Origin of the sequence: Phaeodactylibacter xiamenensis (assembly GCF_000759025.1) — a bacterium.
Taxonomy (GTDB): domain Bacteria; phylum Bacteroidota; class Bacteroidia; order Chitinophagales; family Saprospiraceae; genus Phaeodactylibacter; species Phaeodactylibacter xiamenensis.
Genome location: NZ_JPOS01000082.1, coordinates 162,021 through 181,976, shown reverse-complemented (window position 1 = coordinate 181,976; position 19,956 = coordinate 162,021). Strand labels below are relative to the sequence as shown.

Annotated in this window: 2 protein-coding genes; both read right to left on the bottom strand. The window is 49.8% G+C overall.

The genetic code is table 11. From position 1 onward, the window contains the following. Positions 1-2 precede the first annotated feature (2 nt). The gene (locus tag IX84_RS22595) at positions 3-7,349 is read right to left on the bottom strand and encodes a PKD domain-containing protein (RefSeq protein WP_044226211.1); all 7,347 of its coding nucleotides are present in this window, start codon (positions 7,347-7,349) and stop codon (positions 3-5) included. Between the two features lie 33 nt (positions 7,350-7,382). Continuing rightward, positions 7,383-19,847 (bottom strand): PKD domain-containing protein, encoded by a 12,465-nt coding sequence (locus IX84_RS22590; RefSeq protein WP_160213888.1) that lies wholly within the window; start codon positions 19,845-19,847, stop codon positions 7,383-7,385. Between the last annotated feature and the right edge of the window lie 109 nt (positions 19,848-19,956).

Sequence of the window (19,956 nt, the reverse complement as noted above, 5' to 3'; positions counted from 1 at the left end):
ATTTATTGCTTTACGATTTTAGTAATGGTTTGCTGGCCGTGCCCCTGTATACGCAGGTAGTACATGCCTGAGGGCAGGGCATCAAGGTTATTAAGCTGCCAGCTCCGGGGCTCTGGCCCGATTTCCAGCTGCTCAGTTGTTAACGTCCGGCCGAGGGCGTCTGCGAGGCTTATGGCATACTGCCCTTTATGCTGCGCCGTCAGCACTGCAGTAAGGGTGGAACGGAACGGGACCGGGAATACGGTACCGCGCACATCGCTGCTCCCCTGCATTTGGCTCGAGCGTTCGTCCAGGCCCGGGCCAAAGCCCTGATAGGGCATTACTTCCACCAGATCTGGCATCATTTCGTTATTGGTACACCCATCCGGGTCGGTGACTTCCAGGGATACATCAAACATGCCCGGCAAATTATAAAAATAGAAAGGCTCCATAGCGGTGCTCCATCCGCCGTCTCCAAACTGCCAGTAATAGCTATGCCCGTTGGCAGGAGCCGCAGGCAGGAATTGCACCAGGCCTCCTTCTTCAAGGGTACCTTCAGGCGTGACGGTGAACGCAGCTTCCGGGGCCTGTATTTCTACTGCATATTGCAGCCTATCAGACTGGCACCCTTCGACAACTGCTTCCGTATACAATACCGCATTTGTGGCATAGCCTTGGCTCACGAATACATCACCCTGAGCAGCGGGGTCGGACTGGGACAGGCTTTCGTACCAGCTGATGGTGGCATCCGGGTAGCCAGGGACGGTGGCGGCGAAAAAGGCAGGCTCGTTTTTACAAACGACTGCCCCGCCATTAGCAGTGATCACAGGCTGTGGAATATCCGCTTCCAGGTTATCCACCTCGATAGTGCCTTCAGTGGCAAGCCCCATAGCGTCCGTGACGGTTACGCTGTAGTTACCTGCTTCCAGGTTCGTAAGTGTCGCACTGGTCTGCCCGTTGCTCCACGTGAAGTTGTACGGGGGCATACCGCCCTGTACCGTCACAGTTGCTGAGCCGGCAGTGCTGCCTGCACAAAGCACATCTTTTGTGTCAAATAACAATAATAGCTGTTCTTCTGCTTCTACGACCAGGCTCTGAGCTATTACTGAGCTGCAGCCCGCCTGGCTCGCGACTTCCAGCGAGGTTTCAAAACTACCGGAAGTGGCGTAGGTATGCTGAACACTCTGGCCCACAGCGGTATTTCCATCACCAAAGTCCCAATTATAATTGGCATAACCAGTGGTGTTTGCCTGGAAGGATAAACTCTCGCCAGCCTGAGCGTTCCCTGCCACTTCAAAAGAAGCGTCTATCGTTTCCACCTCGAAGGCAGCGGATATCAAGGCGGAGAAGCAGCTTCCCCGCTGCGCTTGCACCTGTAGCTTTAGGGAGTCGCCTTCTGCCACGGCAAGGTAACTGTTGCCAGCTCCCAGCAGGGCACCGGACTCATCATACCAGAAATACTGGTCCACCACCTGTCCGGAAAAAGCTGTGGCCAGTATATTTTCACCAGCACAAAGGGGCAGGCTCGCAGACAAGTTAATCTCAGGGATATTGGGTGTTGGGAAAAGCGCATTAAGGCTGAAGGTTTTCTGGGCGCTATTGCCTTCGCTATCGGTGATGGTTACGGCATATTGGCCCGCCGGTACTTGTTCGAGAACCTCGGCATTACTGCCCGTGCTCCAGGCATAGGTAAACGGTGGTGTGCCATTCAGCAGCGTGGCTTCCACCAAACCAGTGGCCTCACCCGCACACGCTGGCTGTTCTATCTCCAGGCTTACGGACAAAGCACCCTGAGCAATAACTTCTATAAAAGCAGGCTCCTGCACCGTCTGACTACAGCCCGATGGGCTTTCCGCCAGAAGGCTTACCGTGTATTGTCCTGGAGCATTATAGGTATGCACCGGGCTCATTTGAGTGGAAACCGTCCCATCACCAAAGGACCATAAGTAATCGTATGCTGCATCTACATTGATAGGAGAAAAGCTGACTGTATTGCCGGCCGTGACAGTATTTGCAGAAGCCGTGAAGCCTTCATTGGGAGATTCAGATGCTATGGTGATCGGTGTGCGCGTACCGCTGCGGCAAGTGCCGGCCGCGGCTTCCACAAAGAAAGTCTGTGCAGCGCCTGCCAGCCCCTGTTGGCTGTAGGTCGGCCCACTGCCCAGCAAGTCGTTCCCGGAAGCGCTGTTGTACCAGAAGAATGTATTGGCAGCACCGGTGTTGTCGTAAGCATAGAGCAACAGGAACCCATCGCCACAAATGACATCATTGTTTGAGGCCGCCTGTGGTGCAGGGAGCGGAGGCACATTGCTTCCTACGGTTGCCTGTGCCACGGCTGTGGTGCCTTCCACATCGGTAACCGTTACGCTGTAGGTACCCTCGCTCACGCCCTGAAGGGCTGGCCCGGTGGCCCCATTGCTCCACTCAAAAGTATAAGGGCCGGCTCCGTTGAAGACCTGAGCCGCGACCGCACCATCTGTCCCACCGCTGCATTGCGTATTTACCGCTTCCAAAAGCAGCCCGAGTGCCTGGCCAAATCCAACAGGAATAGCTTGTGTATTGGATACTGCACAACCGGATCCGTCAGTCACCGTCAAGGTTGCGAGAAAAGTATTTTCTGAGGTGTAAGTATGAGCAGGAGTTTCGTCACCGGAAGTGGAACCATCCCCAAAGCCCCATTCATACATATAATCCGGGTTGATTTCATCCGGTGTAAAAGTTACCTCATCACCGGTTAGGATATCAGCCGGACTAAAAGTAAAACCAGCATCAGGGCCACTGGCAGGGACTTCCACCATCACCCGGCTGCTGTTGCAGGTGCCCAGCTTTGCTGCTACGTATACGGTATCTGTATCAGTGATAGGCCCAAATGGAAAAGTAGCACCTGCGTAGAGGAGGTTGCCTCCTGTGGGGGCATCATACCAAAGGTAATCAGCCTGCGAGGGGTTGTTGCCTGCGATCAGACTCACAATGGTGCCCGGGCAGGCTCCTCCGGAAATGGCCACTTCAGGCGCAACCAAATCACCAGCCTGGCTAATTAATGCTACCACGGCAGAGGCGGTATTGCCTAATCCATCTGTAACTGTCACTTCGTAATTGCCCACAGACAGTCCATCCCGGTCTTCCGTAGTGGGGCCGTCTGCCCATTCTATGCTGTATGGCCATGCACCGCCTTCTACCGACAAGGCTAAAGTGCCATCGGTTGCATCCGGGCAAGTAGGCCCCTCTGCTTCTATGGCAAGCTGCAGCCCGCCACCGGGCAGCACCTGCACGGTTTGAGTCTCTGTTGCCCGACAGCCATTCTCTGTGGTGGCTTCCAGCATTACGGTGAAGAATCCGGGGCCATTGTAGGCATGCATGGCGCTAAATCCGGTAGCTCCATTGCCGTCACCAAAGGACCAGGCGTAGGTTTGATCACCCGGGCCGCTCTGAGCAACGAAAGTTATGGGTTCGCCGGCCGCCGTTACCACCGGTGAGGTGGAAAATGCCGCGTCTGCTGCTTCCACTTCCACAAAAACAGGCGTACGGGTACCGGAAGTACAGCCCTGGTATCGAGTTTCCACAAAATAGGCCTGTGCTTCAGTAAGTGCATTGAGTTCCAGATAACTGCCGGTAAAGACCGTTGTGCCGCCAACCGGCGCATCGTACCAATGGTAGGTCGCACCAGGCACCTCTGCGGTAGCTGCAAGCCAAGCAGTACCCTCAGCGCATACCGGGCCTGCCTGTGCCTGCCCAACCTCGGGTGCCGGCAGTTCATCAATTAGTGCAGGGAGTGTGGTGGAGGCAACGGCTGTAGCCCCATTCACATCTGTCACCGTAACTTCGTAGGTACCGGTGGGCAATCCAGTACGGACATTGCCATCCGCACCATCTTGCCATTCAAAAGTGTAAGGAGGCTGGCCGCCAAAGACCAGGGTGTTGACCGCCCCGGTTTCATCTTCGGGGCAAAACGGGTATTCTAAAGCAAACGCAGCAGACAGCTGTCCGTTTGGCGCTTCATAAACATTGACAAAACGGCGCTCAGCAGCGGTGCAACCGGACTCGGACTGTACTTCCAGGTTTACTTCATACAATCCTTCCTGTGTATAGCTGTGGGTGGCCAAGGCACCATCGGCAGCTGAACCATCCCCAAATGACCATGCGTAAGAAGCGCCCGGCACAGTGGTCTGAGCAGCGAAGGTAATTTCCTGGTCAACTGATGCAGTGGGTGCACTAACACTAAAGTTTGCGGCTACTGATTCGTACTGAATAGTCACTGGAGTCAGGTCAGAAATACACCCCTCATCCCGTGCCTGAAGGTACAGGGTATCCAACAGGTCACTGCCCTGCGCCTGAATAGAGGCACCCGCATATAGTACTTCCTGGCCCTGGGAATCTGCATACCAAAAATAGGACAGCCCTTCGCTTTGATTGGCGGCAGCGACCCATATTGGGGTGCCCGGGCAAGCTGGTTGCCCACCATTCACCACAGCCAGAGGCGGGTCTAACTCATCCAATGCACCCACTGTGGCACTGCCTACGGTGCTGTTGCCTTCACTATCGGTAACGGTCAGGAAGTAGGCCCCGCTACCCACACCGTTTTGATAAGCTTCTGTACTGCCATTGCTCCACTCGTAGCTATACGGAGGCGTGCCGCCTATAGCATGGGCGGAAAGTGTTCCTGATGGGCTGCCCTGGCAACGGGCGGGCTCGGATAATGGCAGGGCTAAAAGGGTGGCTTCTCCACCACCGCCGCCTGAGCCGCCATCTGGTGCCTGTACGATTTGGATCCTGAGGGTTTCTTTGGCAACACAGCCTGATTGTACCGCAACTGCGGTAAGCATTACTTCGTAAATACCCGGCTCTGAGTAAGTATGCTGCATATCCGGGAACTGCCCGTTGGGTGTGTTGTCGCCCCAATCCCAGGACAATATGGTGCCCAGGTTCGTATTCAATGCAGAAAACTGAATTGGGGTGCCCGGGTAAGCGACCTCCAGGGTTGAAGTAAAGCGTGCATCCGGATCATTTACCTGAATATTTACCGGGGTACGGTCTGACACACAGCCGCCTCTGCGGGCTTCCACGTAGTAGGTATCGCCTTCCTCTATGCCGAAGAGCAGGAAGGTATTGCCTACAAAAACCGGGTTATTGCCCAAAAAAGTGGGATACCAGTAATAGGTCACCCCTTCATCTCCTGAATAAGCCGTTGCCCAGGCATCGCCACCGGCACAAATGGCATTGCCGCCATTCACGATTACGGATGGTGGTGCAGGGCCGTCGATTTCTGCTCCAATTATGACTTGTATGCTGGCTCCCAGGCCATTGGCATCCGTGATGGTAGCGCTATACGTACCAGGCGTAAGCCCATCCAGGACTGGCTGGGCGCTCCCATTGCTCCAGGCGTAAGTATACGGGCTTTGGCCGCCCTGTATTTGTAATTGGATAGCCCCGCTATCGTCACCAGCACAAGTGGCGTTGGTGACAACAGGCAATAGTTGCATCGCTCCGCCCCAAACATTGACGAATTGAGCTGTGCTTGATACGCAGCCTTCCGGGCTTTCTACCTGAAGGGTCACTTCAAACGTACCGGACAGCAGGTAGGTATGGTCGTGCGGGCCAGGACCGGAAGCACTGCCCCCATCGCCAAAAGACCAGGTGTAGGTATAGCCTGCCTGCTGAGCGGCAGCCTGGAAAGTCGTGGACTCGCCCAAAGGCAGGGCTGATGTGCTGATGGTAAAACCGGATTCAATGGCAGGCACTTCAATATTGACCGAAGTTAGTGCAGAGGCACAACCGCCAATACGGGCCTCTGCCCAAAGCTGCTGGCTGCTACTCAGGCCAAATAGCGTGAGCTGGCTGCCTGTGTAGAGCAATTGCGCGCCGGCAGCGTCTCCGTACCAGCGTATTGCTGCGCCCGGGCGGTCAGAAAAAGCCGCAACCGTTACGTCATCACCTGCGCACGCCTGTCCGTTGCCATTGGCGATTACGGTAGGGGCTTGCAGGGCGCCGCTGGCCAAAAGATCAAATATCGCTTCCCGCTCATTGCCCTGTGCATCGGTTACGGTCAGGGCGTAACTGCCTGGCAACAAGCCGGATACAGTTGCGGTGGTTTCCCCATTTTCCCAGGCGTAGGTGTACGGCGGCGCTCCGTTGATGGCCTGCGCCGTAATGCTTCCTGAGGGGTCATCGTCACAGGCAGGGGCTTGCTGCGCAAACAACACGTCTATGCCCGTAGCGCCAACACTGAGGTATTGTTCCGTCCGGCTGATACAACCATCTGGTGTGGCCATTTCCAGCGACACTACATAATTACCAGCAATGGTGTAGGCGTGGCTGGGCATGGGCGCTGTACTCGTAGCGCCATCTCCAAAATTCCAGGCATATGCATATTGCCCGTCGTTGACTGCCGGGGTGAATATTACGGTATCCTGTATGGAAGGGGCATTATTATTTAGCGTGAACGCTGCACTTGGCACCGGCAGTACTTCCACGTCGATTTCAGTAGGATCAGACAAGCAATTGCGGACATTGGTAAAAACCTCCAGCTCCCTGGAAAAGGCAATTTCGGGTAAGTACAGTGCATTGCCTTCCTGAATAAAGTTGCCGAAATTATCAAACCATTCGTAAGTAGGCATCTCGGTTTCTGCGCTAAAACTGAATAGATATACATCCTGACCTGCACAAAGGGTATCCTCTGGCGCTACGGCTAGTACAGGCGATAAAATTGCTCTGTTGAGATTTAGGATGTCTACGCTATCGACCTTCGCAAACCCATTATCGTCTGTAATGGTCAGGTAGTAACGGCCCTGACCGATATTATCGATCCGGTCCGTGGTTGCCCCGGTACTCCAGAGGTAGTCATAGGGTGGCAGCCCACCGGTTACGTTAGCTTGTGCAAAGCCGAAAGTATCGGCGGCACAGAGCACATCATCTTTGGTGAAATTGGCCTGAATGCGGACCGTGAAGATCGTATCCGGCTGCGCAAAGCTGCCCACCGTTTTATTTGTACTGAACAGCTCCGTAGTCGTACAGGGCAAGACCACGTCTGTACTTGCATCGTATACCTGAAAGGTAATATCATCCTGTGCACCGCTTACGGAGTATACAAACAAGCTGACAATATAGCGATCAAGCGCTGCTACGTAGGCCGGGCTCGATACACCACGGATACCATTGGAATTGCCTACGAAAGCCGCAACCCGGTCATTGGGGTCAACGGACTCCTCCCCTTCTATATCGATCACTGCCGTAATGACCATGCTATTGGGGTAGTTGGCCGGGGCTACGGACCAGGTGGATTCGTCGAAGCGGTCGGCAGTGTCTTGAGCCAGTGCAGCACTACTACACCAAGCCATAAGGATCAAAAATATAAAATTTACTCTAGGTGCCATGGAGCTAGTTTTTTCTCATTTTTATAATGAACACTATGGCCGGGGGCTTTGCTTGATTATTGGCAAGGCTAAACGATGCCCCCGGTCTGTTCTCAATTGCAATAAATAAGTACCGTCTGAAATATCTGGTGTCAGACGAATGCTGCGCTTCCCAGCTTCCCAAACCGATTGTATCCTTTCGATTCGCTGACCGGAAATAGATAGCAACTCCAATTCGAAAGATCCGCCGTAGGGAAGATCCAGCATTACATCGAGGTAATGGCTAAAGGGATTGGGCGTTGCCTGGAGTTGAATTTTCCCCTCAGGCAGTTCCAGCGTTTGTGTTGCTGCTCCCACCCAGATATCGTACAATCCATATCCTGTGCATCCTGCAAGGTCAGTCCGTGCTAATGAAACCTGATAATGCCCTGGCAATTCGTACTGATGGAGTGGCGCAACGAGATCGCTTACCGCACCATCTCCAAATGACCAGGCAAAACTGCCCGTATTATCCCCCGGCAGAAATTGTACTGCGGTGGCAGTCGTCAGCTCTTCCGGTGGCGCGATGGTAAAGTCTGCGTCTGGCTCATAGACCTCAATAGTAGTCTCCATAGGTTCTGATTGGCACCCCCGGTAGAAGGTTGAAGCATAAGCGGTAAATTGTGATTGTAAGTGCTCAAGCAGCAGGGTATTGCCCTCTTCTAAAACTTCACCCGCACTGTTTTGCCAGACCACGGTAGCCTCCTGATTTGGGGGCATAGCATGCAGGACAACATCAGTGCCGCTACAAGCGGGGTTGTCTGTGGATAGCTCTACCGTTGGAGCAGGGATTGTGATTTCCAGGTTTTCCAATACTATTGTATCTACAAAGGAAATACCTTCCTGCCCGGTAATGGTAACGGAATAGTCGCCAGAGCTAAGACCAGCCAGGGAAGCGCCAGAAGCACCATTACTCCATTCGTAGGTGTAAGGAGCAGTGAGGCCACTTACCATGGTGACGCTAAGTGAACCGCTGGTATCTGCTTCACAGTAGGTATTCACACGCTCATAGATCGCGCTCATGGTTTGGTTCTCAAAGGCATATGGGGCTGTAAAGCTGCCCACAATACCATTAGGTTCGTACACCAGGGTTTCCTTAGCCAGGTAAACCTGGCCCTCGCTTGCATCGTACATCAGTATCTCCACCACATCTCCCGCATTGGTTCCATAGATAAACATGGGTGCCATATAATCACCCAGAGCAGGAATGTGGCTAATGTGGGCTGCGCCTCGGCACTCTCCATTTACATAGGCAGCGATTTTGTCACCCTGATCCAGGCTTTGTACCTCATCAAATAAGGCTACGCCGGTCACGACCATGCTGGAAGGATACTCAGAAGGATCTACAGACCAGGTTGATGGATCGGATGGCACGAAAGCAGCGATACGCTCTCCGCTCCCATCGGATACCGGAGCGGCAGTGAGTGGAGAAGTAGCGCCATCATATAGCATGACGGCGTTGGCTGCTGCCACCCGAATTTGATAAGCAAAGTTTGGCCGGATCACTTCCATGCCGCTGCCCAGGCCAAATAGCCATTGGGAAAGCCCCTGATCGTATTGGGCAACCATGTTCGCGGATAAGCCTGGTAGTGTCGGATCCTGTGCTACGGTAGTCAGGAAGTCTCCGTTTGATATGTTCAAAACACTAAAGGCATCATTGATAGCTATCGTATCCTGGACAGGAGCTCCGACTAAATTCCAGCCCTGTTCTAAAATTATGGGGCCGAATTCAGCATCCATGCCGGTTACCCGTATGGTATCATCCAGGCCGCCCAGGAATAAAATGTAACCTTCTTCAGCTTCTATGCTATCCAGGCCATTGGTGCTTAACCAACCTACACCTTCTACGTAGCCTGCTGACTTACTTTCGGTTTTGATAATATCACCATTCTGGAGGAACTTCAATTCCCGCAACTGTTCATCAACAGTCATATCCTCTTCCTGGCTGTTAAAGGAAAGCCAGGTAATGCCACCACCACCGTCTTCCTCTCCGTTCACCGGAATGTAACGGGCTAGGTCACGGTTACGGTCTACCATGAGGATTTCCGGATCTCCAAACGAGCCGATGGACTGAGCATCATCAAAGAACAAACTGTCGACCGGATAGCCATTGTATTCCCGGCCTTCATTGGCATCCCAAACCCTGAACTCTAATGGTGTGCCAATATCCTCCGGATCACCGTAAACCAGCATGAAGGCGGCATACTGCCCTACCTGTGTGCTGCTGATTCTGGCTACGCCCCGGATCTCATTGCCGATCCAGGCACTGATAATATCCATAGTATCTCTCGAGGTAACACCCGGTGCATTTGTGAATTCAAAATTCGTGATGACGGGGGTACTCGTAGCGTATTGAGAAGGATCGACTACCCAATAGGGAGGTTTAGCCAAGACGTTGACTTTAATCCTGACAGAATCTACCCCCTGGTTCATTAACCCAGAGGTAGATACAAAGCGAATAACGGCTGTGGTATCCCCTACCGGAAGCTGTGAGCCATCAATCGTAAAGGTAACCGCTCTGCCCGTTGCAGCAGGCACAGAACCAGTGGTCGGATCAACCGTCAACCACGGGTAATCTGCATTACCGTCTGTTACATAATTGATGAAACCAATGTCGTCATTATAGAAAATGACGGTATTGAGCTCTCCCTCACTATCCTGATAGATGGTCGTCTCCAGGAGGGTATCCTGAACAAAGATATCCCTGGCAACGACTCTGAACTCCCATCTGAAGGTATCGAGGTATCGATTACCAACCTCATCTTCCAGATCATAGACTATGGCATCAAGAATTTGACCGTCGTAGTCCAGCAGCGTGGTATTATCGGGTTGGAAGACCAGTTTATTTTCATTCGCAAAGCAGAATACCTCTCCGGGCACGGTATTGCCAGAGGCTCGCTCTGTGACTTCAAAGGTAAAGTCACCCAGCTGCGCACAATCCAGTTCTTTATTAACCTTGATGCTAATCTCATCACCAGCCTGCCAGATACCGTCTGCCGGTTCCGTCAGGGCAAATACATCGCCGGTTTGCCGGCGGATTTGCCCGCGGATGATATTGGACTGCACTTCTCCGGAAACTCCACAGAAAGAAATCGCGCGGATTTCATAAATCCCATCCGGATAGGCCTCGTAAAGTTCCGTGATGTCCCAGACAAAAAAGTACTTAGGTATCTGTCCAGGCCCAAAATTTTCTTCATTGTACGCAATCAGGGAATCGCTATTGACAATATAATTGGGGTCTAACTGAGAGGTCGGGATGCGTTCCCAGCCAGAACCATCGCCAATACGGCGGTACTCCAGGTAGATTTCTTCCAAAGCCGGATTGTCCGCTTCGTAATCCCGAATTTCAATGGATAAACTCTCAAAGCTATCATCTAAAAATGGGTTTCGTCTCGATATCAACCAGTCATTCCCTGGTGAAGCAATGCTGATATCGCTGCAGGGGTAGTCGAAATTGGCACTAATCGTAACCGTATCCCGTTGACCCAGCAAAAACAGATCGCCATCCGTACAACTAGGTCTCAAAACGATGTAGATACTATCAAACTGATAATTATTGACTGACCGGGTAAGGGTAAGCGGGAGGATGATAGGCTGATTAGGATTAATAAAGGTTAACGTTTGCCCACTTTGATTACCTCCTCCCAGCAATCCGCCATTTAGTCTCAAGGTTGCGCCGTTTTCATTACTTTCTCCTTCATGATAAACGAAAAGGTCTCTTTGTTCTCCAAAAGGGTTAAGGTTAGTGAGCTGAACGAAGAACTCAGCCGGTTCGTCCGGGTTCAGGTTGAGCAGCTCTTGAGAATCGAAAGTAGACTCTGTTTCGGGATCATAAAGTGAAATATCGAAGATATCCCTTAGAATGGTGCCTTCCTCAGGTGGGCAACTGGACCTACCGCCGAGCAATTGGAAGTAAGGCGTATGCCCCTGGTCCCGCCCTTTGATTGCCGTAACGCTGAACTGGTCGCCAGGATCGTCATCAGAAAGGGTGTAGCTGATAGTAGACTCCACCTCTTTAGAGTTATAGCGGTCTTTGCCCCACTCGAAGTTAAGTTCGATTTGTCCTCCCAGCTTATTTTCAGCAACGGCTATATCCGTAATAAGACCAAATCCCCCCGAGGCACGTGCCTTCAGGTAGCCTCCCAGGATCAGAGAGAAATCTACAAATCCCCGGGTTGACCACTTGCTGCTGGTCGTACGATTGACAGTCCGGGTTTTAGTGACATCTACACCCGCAGAGAATGTAGTATTTTCTACTTCCGGGAATATCCCCTCGAGCGTGGTAATATCAGAAATTCGCTCCTCTACATCATCAATGGAAAGATAAAGGGAGTCTACCCACAGGTCAACAGCTCTTGATGCCTCTTCATACCGCTCAGCCAGATCAGTTGTAAAAATAACCTCATCCAGGGGTTGGTTGAGAATAAAGCTGTCCTGAGCATTGTAAGAGCCAATTTCTCCACAGAAGCCAGCCCTTGCATCTCTGGCGTTTTGTATCCTGGTAATAAAATCCTCATCCGGGTCAGCATCGGGCGTGAAATCATCTGGCTCTTCTCCAAATACACCTACGTCTAAGCCCTGTACGAAAGTCTGGAAATTGTCAAACTCAATTGATTCATCCCACAGGGAATCGGCATTGAGCTGCTCGGCACAAAGCTGGTAATAAGGAACAGATTCGCGGGCATGATAATCAAGCATCGCCTGCCAGTTATTGGCAAGCGCGCTGAGCCGTCCGATAGCTTCAGTTGTATCCAGCACTTCTCCATTCACCTGAAGCTCCAGTGTTCCATCTCTAACCTGATCTACCTGGTCGAGCTTCTCATTTCTCAATTGCTTGATCTGCCCAACTGTATAAAACCAATCCGTCTTTATCTCATTCAGCGTAATATCAATAGTTTGGACTTTGACAAATTTGCAGCTATCCTCGAGATATCGCACTTCTTCAATCAAGCCATATTGAGTTGAAGCTCCAATCCCCACCAGGACATCAGCATCCGGTCCTACGAAGTCACTTGTAGCCGAAGTGGAGATTTCCTGGGTTGTCGTAATGGAGAGTTCATAAGTATCCTCATCAGCGGTACTTCCTCCAGCCAGGGCATCAATTTCTAAAAATAAGCCTACCGTACCTACTGCAAACTTCAAGTCAGTTACCACACCAGCACCTCCCCGGAAAGAGAACAGCTCCGTAAGTGATTTTGTAATGGTAGTCCCTTCTTCAATAGAGCTGAAACTACCATCTCCGTATGGGTCACGAAGCACATAAATAGGAAGTTTAATCTGACCTTCCTGATCTCTTATGTCCACAATAACATCACTGCCCGGCAATGGCGCAGAACCGGTAATAACAAATGGGATATTGACTTCTGATAAAAGGTCGCCAACTGCAGAAAAATACTTGATATTAACCCCCTTCCGGAAAGGCGCAACAAGGTTGGGGGCACCGGCAGTGAAAAGGTGTTTTTCAAAACCATTTAATTCCGGCAGGTAGTTCAATGTATCACGGGTGTTGGATTTGGCAGCAGCATTGGTTACCACTAAGAACCCTTCGTCTACACTGCAGGTAAGCCCGTTAATGGTTTCTTCAACACTGAATGTCAGATTGTAATTGCTGTTTTGCCTTAAGATCCGAGGCTCAGAGGCATCCCCACAGAACAACTCGCCGATTTCGTTCGACACATCGATTGTTGCAGGCTTATGATACACCAGCTTTGTGAATAGCAGGGAATCCAATACTTCCTGGCTGTAGTCGTTTTTGAAATTATCGATATGGGTACGCTCCAAATCTATTTCAGTTGGGCGATAACGGAGATAATCCGTGATCAACAGATTTTCTACCGTTGCCGGCACTCCCGACCTGACTGTCACCACGAGGTCATCCAAAGGTGGCAAATTCGCTGTTACCTTACCTGAAATATTATTGGTAGCTACAATTTGCTGGTAACAACCATCTCTTCGGCTGATTTCAATATTAAAGCTGCCATTACTCGAGGCAGGCAAACCACAAACCGTCGTTACAAAGAACTCCGCTTCATAAGTAAGGGTATCAACAAAGTCAATTTGATAATTTTGCCTGAAATTAGAAAAGTCTGTAAAGACGGTTGCGCTATCTGTTTTAAACAGATGCAGGATAGTGTCAGCATTATTGCCCATGACATCTGACCTGATCTGGAAGGAATCAATTTCTATCCGAATCTCTTCCAACCCGGCCTGACCTGGCTGAAGAACCAGGGAATACTTGCCTTCTTCATCTGTCATAACCTCATCCAAGGACTCTGACCCGTTAGAAAACCTGTGTACTGATCTAACCGTGATGCTGTCTAGCCCGCAACTCACTCCTTCGTAAGCAACTGTTCCTTGTGCAATAAAAGCGGTATTATCAATAAATATGATATTGGACTTCACGGGGTTATCCGGTGAGATCACCACCGGAATCGGATTCACCAGGAAGACATGATCCAAATAGGAAGCAGTCAGGGTGTAGTTAACCGTCTCGTCAGCGAAGAATACACCGTCGATATAGAAATGGCCATTGACATCCGTAAGGCCGGAATATTCATATTTTTCGCCATTAATAATCCCCTCGGCAGTTATGGTAACTCCCGGAACCGGTGCACTTCCAATTGCAGTAAACACATCGCCTTCAAATACGCCAATCGCTTTACGGAAGCCTTTATCTGATTTAGGTATAGACTCCCGGTCTTCGGTGGTTAGTACCTTGACCTTGTAAGTGTATTCTCTGCCCGGCACACCATCCGTGTCCATGTATACGGATTCATTGAAGGCTGCATTGTGAATGAGCTCATCATCCCTGTAAATATTAAAGCCGTTGATGTAATCACGGTTGCCGGTAAATACCCATGCCACACGGGTGCGGTTGGAGAATTGGCCATCGCTGGCGGTAACGGATATTAGTTTCTGATTCCAAAGTTCAAGCAAGTCCGGGGAGTAATAAAAGGCTCCTCCATCGCTGCCCCAATATGGTGCACCTACAAAGAAGCCACCGGTAGAGGCTGCCACACTAAAGCCGTAATCATCACCTGCGTCTCCCGTACCATCAGGAAGGCTTAATACATCGACATAATCAAACGTGTTACCTGATTTTTCATAGAGGAATGCAAGACCTGTCCGATCAGAAACTCCACTTTCGATGCTTTGATGATTTCTCGCCCCCACTAATAGATATTTGCCAGATAAGGAAACATCGCTACCAAATTTATCAGTGTCAGAAGCATTGTCCAGCCCTGGGGGCGTAATCTGTTGAATTTCATCAGCTGTAGTGCCATTATCTTTGATCTGGTAAATATATACCTTCCCCCCCTGACTACCTGTTGCGCCTACCGCCATGAAATTGCCCTCGAGGTAAATAGACGTTCCAAATTCATCACCATTTTCTTCTCCTTCCGTTCTGTTAGCATGGACCAAGATGTTTCCATCTCGTCTGAAAATATCTACGAAGCCAGCCTCAGAAGTTGTGGTAGTTGTCGCACCAGCCACAACGTAGGAATCACTGGCATCCATAGATACATAATCCTGGGATCCTGTGTTGGCAGGCTGTGTAACTAATCCAGTCAAGGTCGCAGGTTGCGCAAAATAAAGAATTTCATTGTTTCCTGTAGCCTCCTTGGTGGCATAATATCGATTACCGGTAACAGCTACATCCTCTCCAAATCGACTATCCTCTGTGGCAGATGCCCACCCGATAAAGCCACTTGAAGTACCTGTAAATCCAGATGGGATGTAATCTATCCAGCCCCAATTTATATCACCGTTTTTCTGAGTTCTGGGTGCTCCTACAGCAACTTCTCCTCCTACTACATCAACACTATACCCATAGTCATCAAGTGTCCAGGTAGCATCATTGCCATGCGAGTAAGAAAGCTTAAGATCCCATTTATTGGTAGTTGAGTTTTTGGTAAAGAAAGAGGCAAAGCCACGACCTGTAAAAGGCGAGCCAACAATGACGTTATTCTGATCTGCTGCGACATCCCACCCAAAAGAGGAGGTTACGTTAGCATCAGATAAGACATTGTACCCTTTTCTGAGCAACCCAGGGTAACCCGAATCAGTAGCTGACACAGAAGGAAAATTAACGCCATAATCACTCCGGTAAGCTACTACAGTGTAAGTGTAAGTTCCACTAGGATCGTTGCCAATTCCGTTGAATACATCTGTAAACTTACGAAGCCCTCCTTCTACCGTACCAATTACAGTATTACCCCTCCTTACTTCAAAAAAGTCGATATTGGCTTCTAAAGGGCTATCCCAGCTCAATTCAACCCGGTTTTCATAGGTACCATCGGTGGCGACCAGGTTCATAGGCATAGGTGGGCGTGGATAAGAGACAATTGTAGCCGTTTCCGAGTCAGAAAAATAGGTAACACCATCTCTTACGGATACTGCTTTGACCATGTAATCAATACTGGCCTGAGGGATTGCCAATTCGTCCTCAAACTCCAGTATATTATCTTCCAACTGATCCGGAAACAGCGTCAGCATAACTGACGAATCCTGAATTACATTATTCGCGTAAGTGTAAGAGATATTATACAACATTTCAAACCGGTCCACACCACCTGCATAATACTCAAAGGAAAGCATAGCATTACCAAGAGAGTCTACTGACATGGCCATCAAATTAACGACTGGCTTGAGCTTGGGGTAGGTAATGGTATCCATTGCTCCCTCCGATTGGAATTCCATGCCATCGCGGTTCAACAAGCTGATCACCGTATATTCATGGACGGACTCCGGGCTCCCTTCCTTATCCCAATATATACGCTCATCCGGCTCGAGTGTCGCGATCAGGTTATTATCCCGAAGCACCCGGAAACCATCCACCTCTTCTCCCATATAAGTCCATTCCACCCTGACTGCATTACTATCTTGCACAGCAAGCAAGCTAAGCGCAGGATCTCCAACAACCGGATACCCAACAGTTACAGATTTGGGATCGGAAACAACTAAGCCGTTATCTTCGATCAGTATTGCACTAACCGTATAATTGTATGTCTGACCAGGCTTACCGGTCTTATCTTCAAAGGTCAGCTGTTCTCCTGACTGTATGATGCCAATTACTTCATCATTTCTGGTTAGCTGGTAATAGGATACGTCACCTTTAGGATGACTCCAGTTGAGATTTAAAGTATTGGCATTACCAAAATACCCAGCAGTAGCAGTTAGGTTTTCTACAGGTTGAAGCGCGGGAAAGGCAATAAATGCCCCAACTTCTTCTCCACGGATAATATCTCCGTTATCAATATAGTACGGACGAACGGTGTAAAGGTATTCTATGCCTCCAACTCCTGTACTGTCTATAACGTAATTGGGCTCCCGTCTTTGGACGTCTGCAATTTTTGCAAGACCACGGTAGACTTCAAACCCGTCATAACGACCCTCTGAAACAGACCAGCTAATAACGACCTGCCTCCAGGTTTTGAGCACCTGCGCAGAGGCATTCACCACTGCCGCAACAGAGTCCACTCTGGGTAATGGAGGGACATTTGAGGGTTCGAAAGTTTCTTCAAATTCTAGGACTTCTATATCATTTCCAGAAACGCCTCCTGCCGGACTCAGTGTCGCAGCAGGCACTTCAAGCGTCCGTCCTTCAGTATCCAGGGTAAATGATACTACTTCGCTGTCAACTGGCAGACAATCAAAAACAGCTGTACCAGACTCGTTCGTAAATACAGCGCCCAGTGGGCCTGAGCTCCCCAGAATATTAAACCTTAAACTGTCCATCTGCCTTCCATTGGCATCGGAGTCAATGTGGGCAATAACATAACCTCTGCCTAACCTTGAGCCTTGATCATAAACGGAGATGGAGGCTGCGCCTTCGTATATAGCTTGTGCCGCATATTCATGGCGGACCGAAACCGACACATCATAGTCATAATACGCACGGGCGGTAGTGGGAAGGGTATCCAAAGCTACGCCATCCCGATAAACCACAAACCGGGATAGCTTGAAGACGGGATAGGTCCAGGTCAGCGCCACATGCATAGGGAAATGCTCCGAAGCATTGATATTCCCAGGTGCTTCAAGGGGGTTGTTCCCAAGCGGTACCGAGGCTGTCTGAGCATCGGCATCGGATGTGAATATCCTGCCATTTATGTTTCGAAATGCCCTAGCCTCGAAGTTTATTGAAATGGCACTTCCTCCGGTTGTGTTCGGGTAATAGGTTGCGCTGTTCTTATCTACATCGACGGTATCAAAAGGGACGCCATCTGCATAGAAAATAAACCCATCAAAATTGCTGTTGGCAGTGGAATAGCCTGCCCCAAGATTGACCGTAGCCTTACCCAGCGCAGCCCCTACAGAATTAATGACCGGAGCTTCAATAACAGGAAAGTTCACCGGATTATTAGCGGCCGGAGTTCCGCTGCTCAGAGAAAGGGTGTCGGGCTGTAGCACGAACGTTCGTACCGCATATTCCACACCTGCTCCCGGAAGACCCTGCAAGTCCAAAAATTCGTAATCATCCCCTTTTAAAATGGTGCCTATTTCTACGCCATCCCGATAAACCTTAAAGCCAGAGTAATTGTCAATCGCAGAAGCAGCCACCGGTACATCCCAGCTGACCAAAACCGCGTTCTCATTGACCTGCGGCGCAGCGTTTACATTATCCGGCTCAAAAAACGGAGGATACAGATTGCCATCAGAGCCCAAATAAGCGGATTCAAACGTTTCTTCTCCCAATACCGGGCCATTGAATTTTCTAAAGGCCGAGATATTATAATCGTAAACTGCGCCGGGAATACCCGTGTAATCTGAGAAAAAAGTTACGCCCTGGTCTAGCATGGCAATCAGGCTATCATTACGATAAACCTGAAATCCGTCGTAATTATTCGAAGTGTGGGTCCAGCTTAATGTCAGTATCCCCTCTGTTTCCGCGCTAAAATCATCCTGGACTATAAGGTTTTCAGGCGCTGTCACCTCTGGAAACTGAATCGTATCCTTTACAGATGCTATGGTAAACGAATCATTACGAATAGAATAGGCCCGAAGCTCATAAACGTAAAAATGCCCGGGTTTGCCAGTGCGGTCCGTAATGCTACCTGGCAATCCATCCGCATCGTCTTCTATCCCAATGAGCGTCCCATACCTGTACAATTGAAAATGTGTGGTATCCGCATCAGAAAAATAGCTCCAGGAGAAATTGAGAATATCATCACCCGGGCTGGAAGTAAATGAATTCACTGCTATCGAATCGGGGCCGGTGCTGAGTGTTCCCCGGAAGGAAAAATTAATATCTAATGCAACCGGGCTCTCTACATCAAGTGTTACCTCCTGGCTGGCGGGAAGGAAAGCCCCTTCACCAGGACGAGAGGGCGTAATGGTAAAGTTCCCTGTTCGTCCAAAGAATATGGGACTGAATGTATAGGCCCCCGTGTAATCTGTTATCGTGGAATCCTGAATTACCGAATCCAGAACTTCAACTTCATAAAATATTTTAACTCCTGAAAGGCCAACGCCCTCTTCACCACGGACAAAACCTGATATATTGCCAATAGGGTCTACGCCTCCCATATCCTGGTCTTGCACCTGAATAACATCTCCCTCTTCATCGACCAGTAAACTTATAGTGTACAAACTATTCAGCCCGTACGTTGGGATTGAGTCTACGTATTGCGTCACTGACGGGACCTCAATCACCTCAATAACCTCTCCGTCTCTTCGGATAACTAACTTATCAGCAAAGGCTGATACATCATCCCAAGTCATTTCCACCCGATCTGAAAAAGCAAAATCAGATGCCTGGAAGTTAATATCGTACGTACTGCCCTGGTCACAAACAGAAAAATCAGTCTCAGAAAAAGTAGAATCTACGAGCTCACTGAAGGTCCGGATGCAATATTCATACTCTATGCCATTCTCCAGGCTATTTTGATTGCCAAGCAAAAAGTTGTCCTCAAATGTAAAAACAGAATCAATAATAGAAGTTCCAGGAATAATCGCCGCAACAGTCTCTTCTGCCCCAACTTTTCGTATCACCTGGAAAGAGGAACTCAACTCAGACTTATTCGTCCAGGTGAGCTCTACCGCATCGGCACGAGTGGCATCTGTAGCAGTTACCCCAACCGGGGGCTGAAAAGCCAGGGTGCCGCCAGTTTCAGTCAAACTTGAACACCCCATCGCCGTAATTTCGTCACCGGGCCCGATTTCATAGAGGACAAGCTCATAATTAATGGATCGCCCCGGACCAACAAAGTGGCGGTAAACATTGTCTACCGGACCAGGCATAGCCTCATCTATGATCTCTGTATAGATGACAACACCGTTTGCTGTCAGCTCAAGGAATACACCATCTTCATAAGCTTCATCATTATTAGAAGCATCTTCAAAACAAACCTGAGATAAGTCCCACTCCACATCAATATAGGAGTCACTCATTCCGGAAGTGGCCGAAAAAGGTTGGGAAAAAGCTAGGTTGCAGCTCAAAATAAAGCAACAGCTCAACGCTATGGGGAATAGTCGAGTCATGAGTTTTAGGATTCGTTATCTGTCTCACACGCCCATCCAGATAGCTTATCTGAACAAAACGTATGTGAAAAAACCATTTTTGAAGAAAATCCCTTTTGTTTAGGTCGTC